This window comes from Ruegeria sp. BI7 (genome assembly GCF_056537925.1).
Genome location: NZ_JBQFSK010000001.1, coordinates 523,518 through 543,260 on the forward strand (window position 1 = coordinate 523,518; position 19,743 = coordinate 543,260).

17 protein-coding genes and 1 pseudogene are annotated in these 19,743 nt (G+C 56.6%); 12 read left to right on the plus strand and 6 right to left on the minus strand.

Annotated elements, in window-relative coordinates:
• Nucleotides 1–38: 38 nt before the first annotated feature.
• Together ACR0JB_RS02650 and ACR0JB_RS02655 are read right to left on the minus strand one after the other, a co-directional pair.
• Nucleotides 39–206: pseudogene (locus ACR0JB_RS02650) on the minus strand (TadE/TadG family type IV pilus assembly protein); the annotation flags it as partial.
• On the minus strand, nucleotides 203–1,885 hold the full coding sequence (locus ACR0JB_RS02655) for a TadE/TadG family type IV pilus assembly protein (protein WP_170504912.1): 1,683 nt from the start codon (nucleotides 1,883–1,885) through the stop codon (nucleotides 203–205). The pseudogene ACR0JB_RS02650 and the gene ACR0JB_RS02655, both read right to left, overlap by 4 nt.
• A gap of 327 nt (nucleotides 1,886–2,212) precedes the next feature.
• Here ACR0JB_RS02655 and ACR0JB_RS02660 point away from each other — a divergent pair, with 327 nt between their 5' ends.
• From ACR0JB_RS02660 to rpoD, 4 genes are all read left to right on the plus strand, one after another.
• Entirely contained in the window at nucleotides 2,213–3,643 is a 1,431-nt protein-coding gene (locus tag ACR0JB_RS02660; RefSeq protein ID WP_170357789.1) for a Glu/Leu/Phe/Val family dehydrogenase, read from the plus strand.
• 128 nt (nucleotides 3,644–3,771) lie between these two features.
• The gene (locus ACR0JB_RS02665) at nucleotides 3,772–4,107 is read left to right on the plus strand and encodes a hypothetical protein (protein ID WP_170393494.1); all 336 of its coding nucleotides are present in this window, start codon (nucleotides 3,772–3,774) and stop codon (nucleotides 4,105–4,107) included.
• Between the two features lies 1 nt (nucleotide 4,108).
• Nucleotides 4,109–6,058 (plus strand): DNA primase, encoded by a 1,950-nt coding sequence (gene dnaG, locus ACR0JB_RS02670; RefSeq protein WP_170393496.1) that lies wholly within the window; start codon nucleotides 4,109–4,111, stop codon nucleotides 6,056–6,058.
• A gap of 114 nt (nucleotides 6,059–6,172) precedes the next feature.
• A complete protein-coding gene (gene rpoD / locus ACR0JB_RS02675) occupies nucleotides 6,173–8,161 on the plus strand; it encodes an RNA polymerase sigma factor RpoD (protein ID WP_170348252.1) in 1,989 nt (662 codons plus the stop codon).
• 201 nt (nucleotides 8,162–8,362) lie between these two features.
• On the opposite strand, the gene ACR0JB_RS02680 is transcribed toward rpoD, so the two are convergent.
• A complete protein-coding gene (locus ACR0JB_RS02680) occupies nucleotides 8,363–9,367 on the minus strand; it encodes a helix-turn-helix domain-containing protein (RefSeq protein WP_480789658.1) in 1,005 nt (334 codons plus the stop codon).
• Nucleotides 9,368–9,690: 323 nt separating this feature from the next.
• Between ACR0JB_RS02680 and ACR0JB_RS02685 the strand changes: the two genes are divergently transcribed.
• From ACR0JB_RS02685 to ribD, 6 genes are all read left to right on the plus strand, one after another.
• Nucleotides 9,691–10,128 carry a thiol-disulfide oxidoreductase DCC family protein gene (locus tag ACR0JB_RS02685; RefSeq protein ID WP_170374718.1) on the plus strand — a complete coding sequence of 146 codons (438 nt, stop codon included), beginning with the start codon at nucleotides 9,691–9,693 and terminating at the stop codon, nucleotides 10,126–10,128.
• On the plus strand, nucleotides 10,129–10,677 hold the full coding sequence (locus ACR0JB_RS02690; protein WP_170393500.1) for a DUF4166 domain-containing protein: 549 nt from the start codon (nucleotides 10,129–10,131) through the stop codon (nucleotides 10,675–10,677).
• 78 nt (nucleotides 10,678–10,755) lie between these two features.
• Nucleotides 10,756–11,154 carry a hypothetical protein gene (locus ACR0JB_RS02695; RefSeq protein WP_170393502.1) on the plus strand — a complete coding sequence of 133 codons (399 nt, stop codon included), beginning with the start codon at nucleotides 10,756–10,758 and terminating at the stop codon, nucleotides 11,152–11,154.
• A gap of 18 nt (nucleotides 11,155–11,172) precedes the next feature.
• Entirely contained in the window at nucleotides 11,173–11,586 is a 414-nt protein-coding gene (locus tag ACR0JB_RS02700) for a secondary thiamine-phosphate synthase enzyme YjbQ (protein WP_170393509.1), read from the plus strand.
• Between the two features lie 121 nt (nucleotides 11,587–11,707).
• Complete coding sequence (gene nrdR, locus ACR0JB_RS02705; protein ID WP_005983889.1) at nucleotides 11,708–12,178, plus strand: transcriptional regulator NrdR; 471 nt, start codon at nucleotides 11,708–11,710, stop codon at nucleotides 12,176–12,178.
• Entirely contained in the window at nucleotides 12,175–13,275 is a 1,101-nt protein-coding gene (gene ribD, locus ACR0JB_RS02710; protein WP_170393511.1) for a bifunctional diaminohydroxyphosphoribosylaminopyrimidine deaminase/5-amino-6-(5-phosphoribosylamino)uracil reductase RibD, read from the plus strand. Before nrdR ends, ribD begins: the two co-directional genes overlap by 4 nt.
• Here the strand turns inward: ribD and ACR0JB_RS02715 are convergent.
• The 3 genes from ACR0JB_RS02715 to ACR0JB_RS02725 all read right to left on the minus strand — a co-directional run bounded on the left by ACR0JB_RS02715 (nucleotide 13,272) and on the right by ACR0JB_RS02725 (nucleotide 17,793).
• Nucleotides 13,272–15,272 (minus strand): capsular polysaccharide biosynthesis protein, encoded by a 2,001-nt coding sequence (locus ACR0JB_RS02715; RefSeq protein ID WP_480789659.1) that lies wholly within the window; start codon nucleotides 15,270–15,272, stop codon nucleotides 13,272–13,274. The genes ribD and ACR0JB_RS02715 overlap by 4 nt on opposite strands.
• Nucleotides 15,272–16,402, minus strand: coding sequence for a polysaccharide biosynthesis/export family protein (locus tag ACR0JB_RS02720; protein ID WP_480789660.1), 1,131 nt, complete (start codon nucleotides 16,400–16,402; stop codon nucleotides 15,272–15,274). The genes ACR0JB_RS02715 and ACR0JB_RS02720 overlap by 1 nt, the downstream gene beginning before the upstream one ends.
• 92 nt (nucleotides 16,403–16,494) lie before the next feature.
• Nucleotides 16,495–17,793, minus strand: a complete 1,299-nt coding sequence (locus ACR0JB_RS02725) for a capsule biosynthesis protein (protein WP_480789661.1) — start codon at nucleotides 17,791–17,793, stop codon at nucleotides 16,495–16,497.
• A gap of 138 nt (nucleotides 17,794–17,931) precedes the next feature.
• Here ACR0JB_RS02725 and ACR0JB_RS02730 point away from each other — a divergent pair, with 138 nt between their 5' ends.
• Both ACR0JB_RS02730 and ribB read left to right on the plus strand, forming a co-directional pair.
• Nucleotides 17,932–18,519: a riboflavin synthase gene (locus tag ACR0JB_RS02730; RefSeq protein WP_170357806.1), complete on the plus strand. Its 588-nt coding sequence runs from the start codon at nucleotides 17,932–17,934 to the stop codon at nucleotides 18,517–18,519.
• A gap of 102 nt (nucleotides 18,520–18,621) precedes the next feature.
• The gene (ribB, locus tag ACR0JB_RS02735; RefSeq protein ID WP_170348263.1) at nucleotides 18,622–19,743 is read left to right on the plus strand and encodes a 3,4-dihydroxy-2-butanone-4-phosphate synthase; all 1,122 of its coding nucleotides are present in this window, start codon (nucleotides 18,622–18,624) and stop codon (nucleotides 19,741–19,743) included.

Here is a 19,743-nt window from a genome sequence, read left to right on the forward strand (position 1 = left end):
CCTGATCCGGTCCCAAGGCGAATATCACGGACAACCATATCGACAGCACGTTCCAGCATAACTTGTTTTACGGAAACCAGTGCATATTCCACAGCGCACAGTATGACGACGAGGTACAAGGGGAACAAGATGACGAACTCAACCGCCAACCCACCTTTCTCGGACCGTCTGAACCGTAGTATATTTTTCAGAAACCCACGGGTCATTGCGTCAACTTCAATTGTTTGATCGAAGCAGCGATGGATTCGAACACCTGTTTAAGGGTCAGATTGGCGCTGCCCAACGTCCCATCGCTGTTGACTGCATAAACTGTGCTGGGGCTGCTGGCGCAATCCTCGATGGTGGTCACGCCGACTGCAGGTGCTTCGAAAGCAATGCCGTAGACGATCACACCCTTATCCTTAGCGGCCGCACAAATATCCGAGGTGCGAATATTTTTAGTGGACGAACCGATAGAGTTATATGCACCGTAATACCAGTTGTTGATACGATTGCTGTCAAAGCGGTAGTTGTTTTCGGCATTCCAGCGCAGCGACGCACGGTTGAACAATTCAGGATAAGTCAGGCGAATGGCATCACCATCCTCTTGATCGCCATGACGGTGGTTACGGTATTCCTGCTGACGGGACCAATAATAAACAGGCGGTTCTACGCCAGGTTCCGTAATTCTGACGCTGTATTCACCTACTTTGCCGTCCCAATGCGTGTATCCAGCGTTGAACCAGACATCCGAATTCCCGTCACGCAGATCTTCTTCCAGCCTGTATTGTGAGGTATTTTCTCCATCGGTAAACACAATGAGAATTTTTTCTACATCGTCTTCATAGTTTTTCGGACGGTCACCGAAAGTAGCAGGAACAATTGTCTCGGTCGAAGACGAGCTGACTCTCTGTGCCGACAAGTCATTTATGATGTCCTGAAAATCGGGGTCCAGCAACGCCATGCCCCACTTTACGCCGATGTCGATCGAGGTGTTGCCCTGCGCCGTAAGATCGTCGATCCGGTCATGCAATTTTTCGATATCGTTTGTATGAGCGGTGATTTCACTACCATCCCGCGTTGGGCAAGTAAGATACCTGGGTTCTTCCCATTGCGTTCTGCTTGTCCGATAGCGATCAAAATGGGCGGTGCGGTCAAACGAGGCGGTTGGGTCCAAAGCAGCCTGCCGGAAATCTGATGAGCTAAAGTTCAGGCAATGCGAGTAATTGTGTTCATTTGTTACGTTTGTGAACTTGCCCAGAATATCCTCACCCGCGTTCACCTGCGTGGCGTAGGGGATGATCGAGATTGAAATCTTATCCGGATTTTCCTTTTCGTACATTGTGTCCACGAAACTTTTAGCCGCATCGCGCAGAACCGCAATTTTGGAACGGCCTTCCGTGGCTGATGCCCGAGTCATCGAACCGGACATGTCCAGAACCAAGGATATTTCAACTGACCCAACGGATTCTTCCGCGGTACTTGTCGCTGAGGCGGTCAAAGTGTCGATGTATACAAACCTCATAAAGTTCGTTGTGACGGTTTTATCTGCCGATGCGATCACTTTCCGAGATCCGATGCCTTCAATGACCTCGATGTCGTAGTTGACGTCACCCAACCCAGATTTCTTGATGTACTCTTCAGCCACCAGCTTGGGGTCTACATCAACTTGATCCAAATTGGCGGCAGCAAGAACAGCGCGATCCAAGGTCGCTTGCATCGTTGCTCTTTCGCGTTCGAACTTCATTATATCGACGCCCAGACCGGTTGTCGCAAACATCATCAGAAGGCCGATAAGCACAAAAAGCGTGAATACCGCACCACCTTCGTCTTTGGCGAAACGGCGGGCGACCGAAGCCTTAATTTCAGATCTCTTTGAGCCGCTTTGAAATACGCGCTTATTCATCTTGATGACCTCGCTGAGCAGACATCCAAACTGCTAAGGAAATATTAACCCTCAAAAATTAACGCCGAATCGTGGCGGGATTTAGGCGAAAAAGCTGCTGAGTTGACTGATTTACAAGCAAAAGCGGGATAATTCGCGGGCGATGGGCGCTTCTGTCTTCGGTTGGGCGACAATTTCGAAGTCGGGTGCCGAATTGGGCGACTCAGCGACCGTCACAGTATTTTTGATGCGTTTTTCGAGTTTTATTTCTGCTTAATTATTGATCGTTTACCCAATGGGTGCGACAAAACGTCAGAACGTAAACCGTTCGCTGGCACGGAGGATTAAATGACGGCCATTAAAGAACCCAGCTTTCGCGAGAGTGTGGACCTTATGTTCAACAGGGCAGCGTCCCTGATGGACCTGCCGCCGGGGTTGGAGGAGAAAATCCGGGTCTGCAATGCGACCTACACCGTGCGTTTCGGCGTTCGCCTGCGGGGTGAAATTCATACTTTCACCGGATATCGGTCGGTTCACTCTGAGCATATGGAGCCGGTCAAGGGCGGTATTCGCTATGCTCTGGCCGTGAACCAGGACGAAGTCGAAGCTCTGGCGGCACTCATGACTTACAAGTGTGCATTGGTTGAGACACCGTTTGGCGGCTCGAAAGGTGGCTTGTGCATTGATCCCCGGCAGTATGAAGAACATGAGTTGGAACAGATCACGCGGCGTTTTGCTTATGAATTGGCCAAGCGCGATCTGATCAACCCGTCTCAGAACGTGCCTGCGCCCGATATGGGCACGGGCGAGCGCGAGATGGCGTGGATTGCGGACCAGTTCGCACGAATGAACACAACCGATATCAATGCGCGTGCCTGTGTCACCGGCAAGCCGCTGAATGCCGGTGGTATCGCCGGACGTGTCGAAGCCACAGGGCGGGGCATTCAATACGCATTGCGTGAGTTCTTCCGCCACCCTGAGGACGTGCAGAAGGCAGGCCTGTCCGGCAAGCTGGACGGCAAACGCGTTGTCGTGCAGGGGTTGGGCAACGTGGGATATCACGCCGCAAAGTTCCTGAGTGAAGAGGACGGCTCTCGTATTGTCGGTATCGTTGAATGGGATGGTGCGCTCTATAATCCCGACGGGATTGACGTTGAATCGGTCCGGCAGTGGATCGTCAAGCATGGCGGTGTTAGCGACTATCCGGATGCAACGCATTCTGCCGAAGGTGCCGAGGTTCTGGAAGCAGATTGCGACATCCTCATTCCGGCGGCCCTTGAAGGTGTCATCAACCTATCCAACGCCGAACGGATCAAGGCACCCTTGATCATCGAGGCGGCGAATGGTCCTGTGACGGCGGGTGCGGATGAAATCCTGCGCAAAAAAGGCACCGTGATCATTCCGGACATGTACGCGAATGCCGGCGGTGTGACGGTGTCTTACTTTGAATGGGTGAAAAACCTCAGCCATATCCGCTTTGGCCGGATGCAGCGTCGTCAGGAAGAAGCGCGCCACGAGTTGATCGTCAGCGAGTTGGAGCGGCTGGATCGGTATCTGGGCGATGCGTGGTCGATGTCCCCGGACTTTAAGGCCAAATACCTCAAAGGTGCGGATGAGCTGGAATTGGTTCGTTCCGGCCTCGATGACACGATGCGCATTGCCTACCAATCCATGCGCGAGGTCTGGCACAGCCGTGATGATGTCGAAGATCTGCGGACGGCGGCTTATATCGTGGCCATTGATCGCGTCTCGAAAAGCTACCGCGCCAAGGGGCTATAACACTTTCGTCGGTGGGGTGTTTTGACGCCCCGCCGATCAAATATGGCTCCTTCGTCGAAAAGGGTGATAGCAGGTGTCGCTTCTGAGGGTTAGACTCTACGGAACTCAACTGATTCCGGAGCCGTACAATGTTTCGTCCCTTGCTCGCCTTTATCCTTTTGTCGACACCTGCACTGGCTCAGGAAACCAAGGAAGAAAGCTGTGGGTATCAAGCTGACGTCGTTCGAGCAATTCAACAGGCCCGGCTGGATCGGGTGAAAGAAGCTGACGTTGCTGAGACTATTGTGTCAAGCAATCCGTCATGGCCATCCAACTACAATTCCGCGATCCCCGGGCTAGCCCCATGGGTTTACGAGCTAAAAAAGCGAGAATTACGCAAGCAGGACCTTGGTGAAATCCTCTACCAACAATGTGTGGACAATTGGGATGAGATACAGGCCTTAAAAAACAACATCACCAACTAAGATGTCACTGCCCCCCGGATTTCTGGATGAACTGCGCACCCGGCTGAGCTTGTCTCAGGTCGTTGGGCGTAAGGTCATGTGGGATGCGCGCAAGTCCAATCAGGGCAAGGGTGACATGTGGGCACCGTGCCCGTTTCATCATGAAAAGACCGCCTCTTTCCACGTCGATGATCAAAAGGGGTTCTACTACTGCTTTGGTTGCCATGCCAAAGGCGATGCGATCAGCTTTGTGAAAGAAACCGAGAATGTATCGTTCATCGAAGCGGTTGAGATTCTGGCGCGCGAGGTCGGAATGCCGATGCCTGCGCGCGATCCCAAAGCACAGGAAAAGCAGGACCGCCGTTCGCAACTGGCCGAGGTGATGGAGCAGGCGGTGCAATTCTTCCGCCTGCAACTGAAGACCGGGGCGGGGGGTGCGGCTCGCGATTACTTGTCACGCCGAGGGTTGGATGCGCAGGCGTTGGAGCGGTGGGAAATCGGTTTTGCCCCTGACGGCTGGCAATCGCTCTGGGATCATCTGTGCGGAAAGAACGTGGCTGAGGATCTGATCCTTGGTGCAGGTTTGGCCAAACCGTCGAACAAGGGCAAAAAGCCTTATGATACGTTCCGCAATCGGATCATGTTCCCGATCCGCGACCCGCGCGGGCGTTGCATCGCCTTTGGCGGGCGGGCGATGGACCCGGCCGACAATGCCAAATACATGAACTCACCCGAGACTGAGTTGTTCGACAAGGGACGCAGCCTCTATAACCACGGGCCCGCACGGCAGTCTGCGGGCAAAGGGCTGCCCTTGGTCGTGGCCGAAGGGTACATGGACGTGATTGCTCTGGCAGAGGCTGGATTTGGTGCCTCGGTCGCGCCGCTAGGTACCGCGATTACCGAGCATCAGTTGCAATTGCTATGGCGTATCTCGGACGAGCCGATCATTGCACTGGATGGCGATACGGCGGGTCTGCGGGCCGCCATGCGGGCGGTTGATCTGGCTCTGCCGTTGCTGGAGGCCGGGAAATCCCTGCGCTTTGCCCTGATGCCCGAAGGCAAGGACCCCGACGATCTGTTGCGTGCCGAAGGGGCAGGGGCGGTGCAGGCTGTGCTGGATGGGGCCATTCCGATGGTCAAATTGCTGTGGCAGCGCGAAACCGAAGGCAAGGTCTTTGACAGCCCGGAACGTAAGGCAGCGTTGGATAAGGTGCTGAGGGACAAGATCAAACTGATCCGTGACCCTTCGATCCGCTCTCATTACGGGCAAGAGATTAAGGATCTGCGGTGGCAATTGTTCCGCCCGCAGCGGCAATCTGGGAACCGCCAATGGCAACCTCGGGGCAAGTGGCAACCGCAGAAACAGCCAGCAACGACTGACGCACGGGCATCGTTTTTGGCCTCGTCCGAAGGCGCCGAGATTCAACTGCGCGAAGCGGCTATTCTTGCAATTGCTGCGCTAAACCCCGAAGTCGTTGTGCAGTTTGAGCATCAATTGGAAGATATGGAGTGCCGCGATTCCGACCATGCAGCCCTGCGCCATGCGATCCTGCGTCACGCGATTGATGATCCTGACAACCTGAAAGACCACATTGCCGATACTTTGGGGCCCCAAGCCCTTGAAAACCTGCTGGCCCTTCGCCATGTCGCAGTAATCCCCTGTGTGTACAAACCAGGCGACGTTGAAAAGGCCGAGATGACTCTGGCCGAGGAACTCGCAAAGATCAAAGCGCTCCGGGGGTTGGATGCTGAGATTGCTGAAGCTGCAGAGGAACTGTCCGATCTGGCCGATGAGGCGTTGACGTACCGATTGGCGCAAGCCGCCGAAGAACGCAACCGCACAAGCCGTAGCCAGAACGAGGACAGGGCCGTTTTCGACATCGCCGACAATGGCGCGCGGATCAACCGCGACGAGAAAGATGCGTTCAAGGCAATCATGTCGGGCATCAATTTTGAACGGAAACGCCGGTGAAGTGGTGTTTTCGTAAGGCACTGGAAAAGAAAAACAGGTAAACGGGTGGCCGAATCACTTCTACGCGCTAATGATTCGGTTGAAACGAATCACCCATCCCTGCAGGAGCATTGAATGGCCGCCAAGGATACGAACGAAGACCGCAAATCCGACGAGCAGGAACAGGAAATCTCGTTGGACATGAGCCAGGCCAACGTCAAGAAGATGATCGCCGAGGCCCGCGAGAAAGGTTACATCACCTACGACCAGCTCAATCAGGTGCTGCCGCCTGATCAGGTCAGCTCGGAACAGATCGAAGACGTTATGTCGATGCTGTCCGAAATGGGCATCAACATCATCGAAGATGAAGAGGCCGAAGAGGAAGAGAACAAAGGCTCGACCGAACTGACCACCACGGAAAGCAACCGTGAGGTTGCGTTGTCCGGTGCTGCAACGGAAAAGCTGGACCGCACCGATGACCCCGTGCGCATGTATCTGCGCGAGATGGGCAGCGTCGAACTGCTGAGCCGTGAGGGCGAGATTGCGATCGCCAAGCGGATCGAGGCCGGTCGCAACACCATGATCGCCGGTCTGTGCGAAAGCCCGCTGACCTTCCAGGCGATTACCATCTGGCACGACGAATTGTTGTCCGAAGACATTCTGCTGCGTGACGTCATTGACTTGGAGGCCACATTTGGCAACCAGTTGGACGAAGACGGCGATGTCGAAGAACCGGTCGTCGACACGTCAGCCGTACAGGCGGCAAAGCCAGCCAAGGACAGCGGACCGGAACTGGACGCGGATGGCAATCCGATCGCCAATGATGACGATGATGACGAAGATGATCAGGCCAACATGTCTCTGGCCGCGATGGAAGCGGCGCTGAAAGATCAGGTGCTGACCACGCTGGAGCGAATCTCGACCGATTTCGCGATGCTTTCGGAAATGCAGGACAGCCGGATTTCGGCCACGCTGAACGAAGATGGCACGTTCAGCGCCAAGGACGAAGAGACCTATCAAAAGCTACGGGCCGAGATTGTTGAGCTGGTGAACGGTCTTCACCTGCACAACAACCGTATCGAAGCGCTGATCGACCAGCTTTACGGCATCAACCGCCGTATCATGTCGCTGGACAGCGCGATGGTGAAGCTGGCGGACCAAGCCCGTATCAATCGTCGCGAGTTTATCGACGCTTATCGTGGCCGTGAACTGGACCCGAACTGGCTGGCCGAGATGGCTGAAAAACCCGGTCGGGGTTGGCAGATGTTCATCGAACGCTCGACTGCCAAGGTCGAGGAATTGCGCAACGATATGGCTCAGGTCGGGCAATATGTCGGTTTGGATATCCCCGAATTCCGCCGCATCGTGCAGCAGGTTCAGAAGGGTGAAAAAGAGGCGCGGCAAGCCAAAAAGGAAATGGTGGAAGCCAACCTGCGCCTGGTGATTTCGATTGCCAAAAAGTACACGAACCGCGGCCTGCAATTCCTTGATCTTATTCAGGAAGGTAACATCGGCCTGATGAAGGCGGTGGACAAGTTCGAATACCGCCGCGGCTATAAGTTCTCGACCTATGCGACCTGGTGGATTCGTCAGGCGATCACGCGATCCATCGCGGATCAGGCCCGTACGATCCGTATTCCGGTCCACATGATCGAGACGATAAACAAGCTGGTTCGTACCGGTCGTCAGATGCTGCACGAGATCGGGCGCGAGCCGACGCCGGAAGAACTGGCTGAAAAGCTGCAGATGCCGCTGGAAAAGGTTCGCAAGGTGATGAAGATCGCCAAAGAGCCGATCAGCCTAGAGACGCCGATTGGCGACGAGGAAGACAGCCAGCTGGGCGATTTCATCGAGGACAAGAATGCCGTGCTGCCGCTGGACAGCGCCATTCAGGAAAACCTCAAGGAAACGACGACACGGGTTCTTGCCTCGCTCACCCCGCGCGAAGAGCGGGTGCTGCGGATGCGTTTTGGCATCGGCATGAACACCGACCATACGCTGGAAGAGGTCGGTCAACAGTTCAGTGTGACCCGCGAACGTATCCGTCAGATCGAAGCGAAAGCGTTGCGCAAGCTGAAACATCCCAGCCGGTCGCGAAAACTGCGGTCTTTCCTGGATCAATAAAACCAAGGCGCCCCGAGAGTGGCGCCTTTTTTCTTTCACCCCACGCGCTTTCACATTGTCCATTGGAAAGATCAAATTGGCGGGAAGTCACAAGGCAAGACCCCTGCACCTCTTTATATCCGCATTGTCCACTCATGGGACAGGCCGGGGTGAGGCTTTGCGGCTGATGACCCCCGGCCACTTGCCATATAGCGCATCCGATTAATCCAGACGACTGCGGAAAGTGCTGGGGGCCTGACCGGTCCAGCGTTTGAAAGCGGTCGAAAAGGCCGGTTGATCGGCGTAGCCCAGCGAATAGGCAATCTCGGACAGCGCCATGCCGTTGGTGATAAAGGTTTGCGCCAGATCGCACCTTAGGTCATCGACGATATCGCGATAGGTTGCCCCTTCTTCCTTGAGCCGCCGTGTGAAGGTGCGCGGACTCATCCCCAGATTTGCGGCGGCCTCATCGGCGTGAATGACAGTGCCGGGCAGCGAGCGGGTAATCAGCCCTTCGACCTGCGCGCGCAGTTTTTGCTTGGGCGAGCGTCGCTCTGCCAGGACACGTTCACCATATTCCAGAAGGTGCGCGCGCAGGTTTGAATCGTAGGTCGGAACCGGCAAATCCAACGAGGATACGGCAAAGACGATTTCCAGTCTCTCTGCACTGAAAACAACGGGAAACCCTGCAAGTTTTTTAAATTTATCTCTGTTTTTCCCAACCTCGTGCTGAAACCGTATCTCAATCGGACGGAAATTCGATTGCGTCAGGGTGCGCATGCGGGCCAATCCGGCGAACATGAGGAATTCGGTCCGGCGGTGATACCGGGCAAAACTGGCATCCTTCCATTCGGCCTCAATGGTGGCAAAGTTTCCGGCAAGGCGCAGTGCAAAGGCTATGGCCGGGTCGATGAACATATGAAAGCGCGAGGTATTCTCGATCACCTGCCTCAGGTCGCGTGAATACTTACTGATATACGCCGTCAGGCTAGAGGACGACGAAAACTGCAACCCGGTCTGCGCGGCAAATGTAATATCTCCGACGGTATCGCAGGCATAGCGTGCAAACAGGGCTTCTTGATGGGCGCTGCACGTTGTTGTCGGCGCTGCAATTCTATCCCGTGAGAGTTTACACTTTTCCAGTATACGGTCAGATGCTTCGGTGCCGTTTGTTCGTTGATCAAGCGCTTTGGTCAATAACTGAATGCGGGCGATATCAACTTCCATGGCTGTTCCACTGTGTTTTCAATCGGGTTTAATGCCGTTGTTGCGTATTGGGCGTTTGTCTATCCCATGTATTGCTTCAATGTCTGGAATTCGAATGGTTTTGGCCGGCAAACACAAGACCCAAGGTCGGACATTTTGTATTTCCCGTCCGTTGTCGGGTTAGCACCTTGTGGGGATGAGGTCAGAGCCCCGGATAAAAAACCACCAAAACCGGTGGCTCCCCGGCACATTCACGCGTTTGAAACAGACGGCCTCATGTCGCATTGCCCGGTCCGGACCATGGTGAAAGGGTGCGGGTAGGAAAGCTAACGGGCGCAACAGATATGCCAAACTTTGCCGTCTCAGAATTGGTGGATGCTCAGGATGCCATTGTTTTTGATGGGGAATGTGTTCTGTGTTCAGGTTTTTTTCAATTCATGACGATGAGGGATAAAGCGCAGCGTTTTAAATTCGCAACGGCGCAATCGCCGCTAGGGCAAAGGCTGTACCAAGAGCTTGGATTGCCCATGCAGGATTTTGAAACCAACCTGGTGATCGTGAACGGCAATGTACATCAACGTTTGGATGCCTTCGCCGCGGCGATGGGCGCGCTGCCGGGGATTTGGCCGATCTTGTCTTTTTGTAGGTTCCTGCCCAGCTGGATCAAAGACCCGCTTTATCATGCCATTGCACGTAACAGGTACAAGATATTCGGACGCAATCCGACTTGTATGATCCCGGATGCCGCACTGCGATCCCGTTTTTTGCCCGAGGGATTTTGAGTGGAACCTGATCCGTTTTTGCAATCCCTTCCTGCCGGGGTAGAAGTGCCCTTGGCCCTTCAGCAGTTGCATTCCAACACAGGTCACTACGCGGGACGGTGCGATATTGTCGAGGGACGAGGGTGGCTGATCAGGCTTGCTTTGCACCTCGGACGGTTTCCTCGAAGCGCCAACGACATACCGGTGCAAGTTCGGATAGACCGTGACGATGACACATGGCAGTGGGTACGTGATTTTGATGGCCACACGACTCGATCCCTCCTGACATTTGATCACGGCGCAGATTGCGTTCGTGAAAGGCTGGGCTGGCTGACGCTGTGGCTGGAGCCCGAGGTCGAAGCTGAACACCTGTTGATCCACATCCGGGGCCTGAGCATTTTGGGTCTTCGTTGCCCAGCATTTTTGCTGCCACGCTCATCAACCGTAGAATGGCAGAGCGAAACAGGGGATTTTTGCTTTGATGTCTCGGCCAAAATGCCGGGCCTTGGGGTATTCATCCGGTATCGCGGCTGGTTGAAACCTGTTCACGTACAGATGGACCCGGATTGAATTCATCGTGAACCGGCTTTGTTTGAATTCAGAGTACACTAGGTCAATACCTACCTCGAAACAGGAAAGAGTGTGATTATGAAAAAGGTTATGACTTACGCGGTATTCGCGGCGTTGGTGTTGACCACGCCGGCGTCGGCAACGTTCGCTCGGTTTGGCTATCAGACCGTAGCGCTTAGCAACACAGTCTTTGAGGTGATCCCGCGCGGACGGACCGATGTAGATGGGTATTGGTGCGCGGCCTCTGATTTTGCCCGCAGAACACTGGGCGCCAGTTGGCAACAGCGGATTTACGTCAAGCGTGGTTATGGTCCAAGCGAGGCCACGGGGCGCAGAACAGCCGTGCAGTTTTCGCTTACGGCACCCGAGGGTGTTCCGCAGCAAAGCAGTGGTTTTTCGACGGGGTTTCAGCCGGGTTTCAACATGTCCGTGTCGGCGGCCAATGGACGGTGTAGCACACGACCTTTCATTGACTGATGCGGGGCTGACGATCGCATGAAGACCGAGTTTGTAGTTTCTACACAAGGGCCGGGGCTGTACGAGTTCACAACGGATGTGCGTTACTGGCTCAACTCGGTCGAACGCGATGGGTTGCTGACGCTGTTTGTGCGGCATACTTCGTGTTCGCTGGTCATTCAGGAAAATGCCGACCCCGAAGTACAGACGGACTTGCGGGCTTTTTTCGACCGGTTGGTGCCGTCGTCGGACCACCCGTCGATGGCATATCTGCGGCACACCTATGAAGGTCCCGATGATATGCCAGCCCATATCAAAGCCGCGCTTTTGCCGGTTTCCCTGTCGATTCCTATAGTGTCTGGACAACCCGTTCTGGGCACTTGGCAGGGTATATATCTGTTTGAACATCGCACTGCGCCGCATCACCGAAAGGTTGCGGCACATTTCGCGTAGATTCATGATCTAGCGGTTAAAATTTCCGACTACCCAAATCCTAGCGGGTGCCCTATAGTTGTGGATAACTAAGCCACTGCGCTTACAATAAGAAGCGGAACAAGGGACGAGGAGAGGGCGAATGCGCTGCCCGTTTTGCGGTAATATCGACACTCAGGTCAAAGATTCACGCCCGGCAGAGGATCACGTCGCGATCCGCAGACGTCGGTTTTGTCCCGCTTGTGGGGGGCGTTTTACCACATATGAACGTGTACAATTGCGCGATCTGGTGGTGATCAAAACCAACGGAAAACGAGAGGATTTCGACCGGGATAAGCTGGAACGTTCGATCCGCATTTCGATGCAGAAACGCCCCATTGATCCTGACCGGATCGACCAGATGATTTCGGGCATTGTCCGCCGTCTGGAAAGCATGGGTGAAACCGATATCCCGTCCAGCAAGATCGGTGAGATCGTTATGGAAGCTCTGGCGCGGATCGACACCGTGGCTTATGTTCGCTTTGCGAGTGTATACAAGAATTTCCAGGCGGCCGATGACTTCGAGGAATTTGTCCACGAGCTGCGCCCGCCGCAGCCTTCGACGGACGAGTGAGCGAAACAGATAAGCGATATATGGCGCTGGCCTTGTCATTGGGGCAGCGCGGTCAGGGCACGTGTTGGCCCAACCCTGCGGTAGGGTGTGTTATCGTGCGCGACGGTCGGATCGTCGGGCGTGGCTGGACCCAACCCGGTGGTCGACCGCATGGTGAAACCCAGGCGCTGGCCCAAGCGGGCGAGGCCGCGCGAGGCGCAACTGCGTATGTCTCACTGGAACCTTGTTCTCATCACGGTCAAACACCGCCATGCGCCGAGGCGCTGATCAAGGCAGGTGTGTCGCGGGTGGTTTCCGCGATTGAGGATAGCGATCCGCGCGTCGCAGGGCAGGGGTTTGCCATGTTGCGCGAGGCCGGGATTGAGGTCACCACCGGTGTTTTGGCGGAACAAGCCGCACGTGATCACGCGGGGTTCTTCCTGAAGACGGAACAGGGGCGCCCGTTTGTGACGCTCAAACTGGCCAGCAGTTTTGACGGGCGCATTGCGACGTCGACCGGTCACAGCAAGTGGATTACGGGACCGAAAGCGCGGCGGGCGGTCCACGCGATGCGCGCGCGTCATGATGCGGTGATAGTCGGAGCAGGGACAGCGAGGGCTGATGATCCGTCTCTGACTGTTCGCGATCTGGGGGTCGAGGCGCAGCCGGTGCGAGTGGTAGTATCTCGCCACCTGGATATTCCGCTGATGGGGCAATTGGCACGTACGGCTGCTGAGATACCGGTTTGGTTATGCCACGGTCCGTCCCCGGATGCCGATCGGGCCCGCGCGTGGGAGGGGTTGGGCGCACGTCTGATACCCTGTGCGCTGCAGGAACATCACATAGATGCCGCTGACCTGTTGCAACAACTTGGCCAGGCCGGGTTGACGCGCGTTTTCTGCGAAGGCGGGTCAGCGCTTGCGGCGTCTTTGCTGGCCGATGATCTGGTGGATGAGCTGGTGGGCTTTAGCGCGGGGCTGACAATTGGTGCCGAAGGCTTGCCCGCCATTGGGTCAATGGGGCTGGACAAGTTGGACGCGGCCCCCCGGTTTGACCTGATCGAAACCCGCGCCATCGGGCCGGATGTTTTGCATCGCTGGGCGAGGGCGCTGCGTTAGCGGCGACGCCATAGGCGAGCGTGCGTGGCAAGCGCGCCTTGCAGTTTCGATAACAAGCGCAGAGATATACTGCTCTTTCGTTCATTGCCCTCTGTCAGGCGTTGCAACGCGACTTCGACAGGGCAGGGCAAACTGGTAAGCGGATCGAGGTATCTTGGATAATCGATCAACGCGGCATGAACCAAACCCAAGATGGACGGTCTTGCGCCACGTCGCGCCGGTACCGTTCCCAGATCGTTCGTCAACCCCCACCCAGCATAAAACGGGGCCCCAAGCGTGGTCACACGGACCCCGCGCAATAGGGCCTCGAACCCAAGCAAAGAGGTCATCGTCCAGACTTCTTGTGTTTGTGCAAGCAGCGCGGCTGGATCAGTGTCTGTGGCGATCACGTCGGCGAGACTTTCGGCGTCAATCGACCCTTCGCGCAGTCCGGCCTCGACATCAGGATGCGGCTTATAGATCAGGATCGCATTTGGGTTTGCCTCACGCGCGGCCCTCAGCAAGTCGGTGTTTGTGCGGACAGTCGTAGTGCCAAGCAGGATTGAGGCATCATCCTCGACCTGACCCGGAACCAGAATGCGATGCCCTTCGGGCAGTTCCGGGGGCGCTCCGCCGGTATTGTATTTGCTGAGTTGGCCCGAAACGATCCGCGCCACCAAGCGTTCGGCCCGCAATTCCTGATCCGGGCGCAGGGTTTCACGTGCGGTGATCAATTCCTCCAACCGGCTTGGATGTGTCGGGTCGTAGTAGATGCCCAGGTCGTCCGTTGCCAAAGACAGGGGCGGCACCAGATTGGCGCCAAGCCCGCGGGACCTCAGAAAACCGTCCTCGATCCTGATCGCGTCTTCCGCATCGCGGGCGTGGTTGGCCCAAACCATATGCGGACAGTCGGGTGTATCGGGCGGGGTCGGAGTGAAGCGAATCTTCTTTTCGCGACCGAACATCTCTTGCAGGTGTTTGCGCTTCCACAGCCGCATGCCGGAGGCTGTCCACCCCTTATGATCCTGACGCCACGCCCTCGTTTGCGCCTCAAGCGTGTCCAGCACAGTTTCCAACTCGCACAGCTGATCCCGGTATGGGTCGTACCATGTAGGATAGTGGATCATTGCTGCGGCAAATAACTGTGCCCGGGTCAGGTTGCGCTGGCGGCGAGGGAAATAGACCTCATCCTGTGTCAGCCCCCATCCGGCATAGAATGGCTGGCCAAAGACACGCGGCTTGTGGCCAGCCATTATAGCCTCAAAGCCCAACTGCGATGACAGGGTGTAGACGCCGACCGCACCCTCTAGCAGGGTCCATGGGCTGATGGGCTCGGTTACAAACGAAACCCGGTCGGTCATATCTTGATCCGAGTAATACCCGCTGCGGCGTCCGGCAACGGTTTCGGGATGTGTCTTGATCAGGACACGGGCACCGGGGTTTTCCTCTTGTGCCATGACCAGCATCTCGCGGAAGCGTGCGTCATCACCCGCGCTGGCCGTGACCGAGGCATCATCTCGCGCCTGATCGACCACTAGAACGTAACCCGGTTCAGGTGGGGGCAGGGTGGGATCGACGGCAGAATACTTGCTGAGGTGCAATTCGCGCATCCTTTCGGTCCCATACCGGGCCCGGTTCAGCAGGGCGGTATCGTCCAGCGGATGCGTGGCCAGAAGGGTTTCAAGATCCGAAGGCTGTGCAGGATCGAAATGAACGCCCGACCGATCAAGCAACAGACCCAGCGGCGGCTCACCCGTCCGCCCAGGATGTAACGAGCGCAAAAAGGCGTCTTCGACACGCAGAAGCGGTGCGTTGTGTCGGGTCGCGATGCTAAAGCCGCGATGCGCAGTTGGGCTGTTGCCCCAAACCCCCACTACGTCTCCGTCGCGGGGAAGACCCAGCCGGATGTCGTAACCCTTGAGATGTAGGATGCGCCGTATGCGGCGTTGGGTCAGGAAACCACCGTTATATACAAGCAACCGGGTCCGTTGTGCCCCGGCTGTTGAGTCAAGTTGCATCAGCCGCCCGTCAGCGTGGCGACGTTTGCAACCGGTGTCAGGCCACCGGCGATCAGAGAGATCGATTTGCTCCACTGTGCATACGGGGCTTCGGTCACATAGATCGTGTCGTCGTCACGGATGACGAAGTCCCGAGCGACGAACAATCCATTGGGCGCGGTCAGGTTCAGCAGATAGATCATGCGCTGATCCCCCTGCAAATCCTGACGTCCCATGACGCTGCGCGCGATGTCCTGCCGTTCCTTTCGCAGTACGAAAATACCGGTCGGGTCCGAGGACAGGGATTGCAAACCACCCACCTGCGCCAGAGCTTCCAACGCCGAAAGGTCTTGTGTGTCGAATGCCACACGCGATTGTCCGGTGGCCCCAAGCGCGATGTAGGATCGGCTGTCAGCTTCGACGAGAATGCGGTCTCCGCCGCGCAGCGCGACGTCCAACTGGGGATTACGCACCAGATCGTCATACCAGACCGTCCCGCGGTCATTTCCGCGGATCAGCGTCACCAGCGCGATGTCCGAACCTACGACAACGCCGCCGGCCCGCGACAGCATTCCGGACAGGGTACGGCTTGGCCGCTCGATTGGATAAATGCCCGCTGCCCCGATTTCCCCGCTAAGTGAAACGGTTGCGCCATCCCCTGCGACACGGCGGACCTCGACTTGTGGATCAGGTGTTTGTTCCTGCAGTTCGCTGGTGATCAGTTGGCGCAGTTGCTCGGGCGTGTTGCCCGAGGCCCGGATGCGTCCGGCATACGGCACAAAGATGAAACCGTCGCTGTCGACCTGTATCTGTTCTAGGATAGTGGAGGAGCTTATTTCACCGGACAACAGGCCGTCATCGACGTTTTCCCAAACCGTCAAGCCAAGGACGTCACCGGGGCGAACAGTGTCTGCCGCCAGGCGTTGCGCACTGCGAAAAGAGGATGAAAACCCGTATTGAGGGATGGCCGAAGTGGCCTTTGCGACGCGGTCATCAACTTCGACCACAAAAGCATTGCCGCCTTTTTCCGTGGAGCCCGCCAAAATTTCGGACTTGTTGGGCCCTGATTTCGGAAGTTGACACCCGGCCAACAGGCCAATTGCGGTCACAAGGGATAACCCCCGTATCCATCGGATTGGAAAGCGCTGCACTGCCGGTAATCCTCGGTCGTTTTTGTTATGGTCTTTTGTTGGGCGCAGGCTACCCGGTTCGCGCGATAACTTCTAGCGCCAACCGGCCAGTTTTACTCAACAAGCTTTAACTGTGGCGTCTGCGCCTCTTTGTGGGACAGGACGGATTGATAGGGGTCTGCGGCGTTCAGCATCATATCCGCCACGCCACGCAAAAGCTGCCTGCGGCCCCGGCGGGAATAGAATCCTCCGGGCACCTGACTGGTTTTCAACAAAAACCGGCGATAGGTCTGATAGGCATCCTGATCCGGGGGCATCGGGTCGGCAAAGAACGCCGCCAATGGTTGGCGCGATACGAATTCGGGTTTGTCATAGACCGATTTGCCAAAGATGCGCAGCGGGATGCCACGCCACAAAACCTGCTGCCCGGCAGTAGAATTGATCGTCACGGCAGAACTCGCACCATCCAGAAGCTTGGCGAGCTTGCCGCCGGGCACATAATGCACGCGATCCGCAATTCCATGCGCTTGAGCCAGCGCATACACACGGTGGCGTAGTGGTTCGCGGTGGTTTTCCAGCGGATGTTCTTTCACCACCAGCCGGTGATGCGCGGGCGCGCCGTTGGCAAAACCACGGATTACATCCGCAAGAAAGTCGGACATGCAGGAATAGTCCGAATGGGATTGAACCGAGCTGTCATGCCCCAGTTGCAGCAGCGCCAGATGGTAAGGATGACTGCTCCCCAGAACGCGCGCTGTGGCCCAGCGGCGCTGAAGCCGATGAAACGGCATCAACGCCAGCCGTTTGAAATACAAACCGAATTCCTTTGATACTGGCAGATCGCGATGCCGCCGGAAGTTTCGATAACGTCGGTTCCGAAACAATAAAAACCAATGATAGAGCGCCCCATAAAAGATGTGCTGCCGCATATCCCCCCAATGCGAAGGTGGCGGTGGTGTCTGCGCTGCCGACTGATTCAGTGCATGTCGCATCTGATCGACGCCCAAAGACATCAGGCGTGAGTTTCCGTTTGAGCCGAACCGCTCATACGTTACCCACCAGGGGCGTAGGTAACCTTCCTCAAACACGTGAACAGTGACGCCGTTGGCTTGGGCAATCGTAACGGCGCTGGCGTGAATTGGGCGCGTGTCGCCGTACAGGACAATATCCGTGATTTCGCGATCCGCGATCAACTCAGACAACCTGTCCGGCCAAAGCTCGGGCGTGTCGAGGAATGGGATGTACGAGGCCTTGTCAAACCAGAACGCCTGATCCCCGGCGTTGAACCCCGCGCGCCAAACCTCGGCCCCCGCAGATCGCAGCATACGCCCGAGCCCGTTGAAAAACGGGCCATGCGGTCCCTGCAAAAACAGGAAAACACGGCGGTTCAGGCCTTTGGTGTCGGGTGACATCACTACTGCTCTTGCCTTTTGTTCAGGAAATTATGCCTGTTTCGACCTTTCCCGGCAAGGTGGGGCTTGCCCGTCACGCCGCTTGCGCTTACCTCGGCTTGGAACACTGGATCAGGTTAAGAGCTGAGGGTTAGCAGAATGTTTACAGGGATCGTCACCGATATCGGCACCGTCACCGAGCTGGATCAGCAGGGCGATCTGCGGGCCCGGATCAAAACGGATTACGACACGGCGGGAATTGATATCGGCGCCTCGATCGCCAGTGATGGCGTTTGCCTGACCGTGATCGCGCTGGGCGATGATTGGTATGACGTGCAGATCAGCGCTGAGACGGTTTCGAAAACCAATCTGGACAGTTGGCAGGTCGGTAAGCGCGTCAATCTGGAGCGCGCCCTGAAAGTCGGGGATGAGCTGGGCGGTCATATCGTTTCAGGTCACGTGGACGGTGTGGCCGAGGTGGTCGCCGTGCAGGACGAAGGCGACAGCACGCGCGTCACCCTGCGTGCCCCCAAAGAACTGGCCCGGTTTATCGCGCCAAAAGGTTCGGTTGCATTGAACGGAACCTCGCTGACCGTCAACGATGTGGATGATTGTGATTTCGGCATCAATTTCATCCCCCACACCAAGGAAGTCACAACCTGGGGTGATGTAGGGGTTGGTGACAAGGTGAACCTTGAGATCGACACACTGGCCCGCTACGTCGCGCGCCTGGCCGAAATGTCCTGAAACTACGTCGCGCCGGGATTGCCTGGTGCCGCAAGTGCTCTGGCCTTTGACCGTCTGGTAGTCTATCCACCGGGTCAAACATGCTCTGTGAAAGGCTGCCTCATGAGCTTTGAAACCCCAGGACCCGTCGAAGCCCAGCTGCGCGACGCGATCAGCCCGATCGAAGACATCATCGACGAGGCGCGCAAGGGCCGGATGTATATTCTGGTCGACCACGAGGATCGTGAAAACGAAGGCGATCTGGTGATCCCTGCCGAGTTTGCCGATGCCGACGCGATCAACTTTATGGCCACACATGGGCGCGGGCTGATCTGCCTGCCGATGACGGCCGAACGGGTGGACGCCCTTGAACTGCCGATGATGGCGGTGAACAACTCATCCCGACACGAAACTGCATTCACCGTTTCGATTGAAGCGCGTGAGGGCGTGTCGACCGGCATTTCCGCCGCTGACAGGGCATTGACGGTCGCCACTGCGATTAACGAACAGAACACGATGGCGCATATCGCCACCCCCGGCCACATCTTTCCCCTGCGCGCCAAGCGCGGCGGGGTGCTGGTCCGTGCGGGCCACACCGAGGCCGCCGTGGATATCTCGCGTCTGGCTGGGCTGAACCCTTCGGGCGTGATCTGTGAGATCATGAAGGCTGACGGCACCATGGCGCGTCTGCCTGATCTGGTCGAATTCGCCAAAGAACATGACATGAAGATCGGCACGATCAGCGACCTGATTGCGTATCGGTCTCGCAATGACAATCTGGTGGTCGAAACATCGCGTGAGACTGTTACCTCGGAATATGGCGGAGAGTGGGAGCTGCGTATTTTCACCGATCAGACCCACGGCATCGAACATGTCGTCATGATCAAAGGTGACATCACCACACCCGACCCGGTGCTGACCCGCACACACGCCCTGCACGAAGCACCCGATATTCTGGGTCTGGGCCCGAAATCCTCTCGCGAACTACCGCGGGCAATGGAAAAGATCGCTGAAGAGGGCCGCGGCGTGGTGTGCCTGTTCCGTCAACCGCGCAACTCGCTTTACGCGGTCGAGGACGAAGGCCCGCGCACTATCAAGCAAACCGGCCTGGGCGCGCAGATCCTGTCCAAGATGGGTATCCAGGAGTTGGTACTTCTGACAGATTCGCCGGAAACCGTATATCTGGGGCTCGACGCTTTTGGCCTGTCCATCGTCGGCACCCGCTCAATCCTTAAGGATGACTGA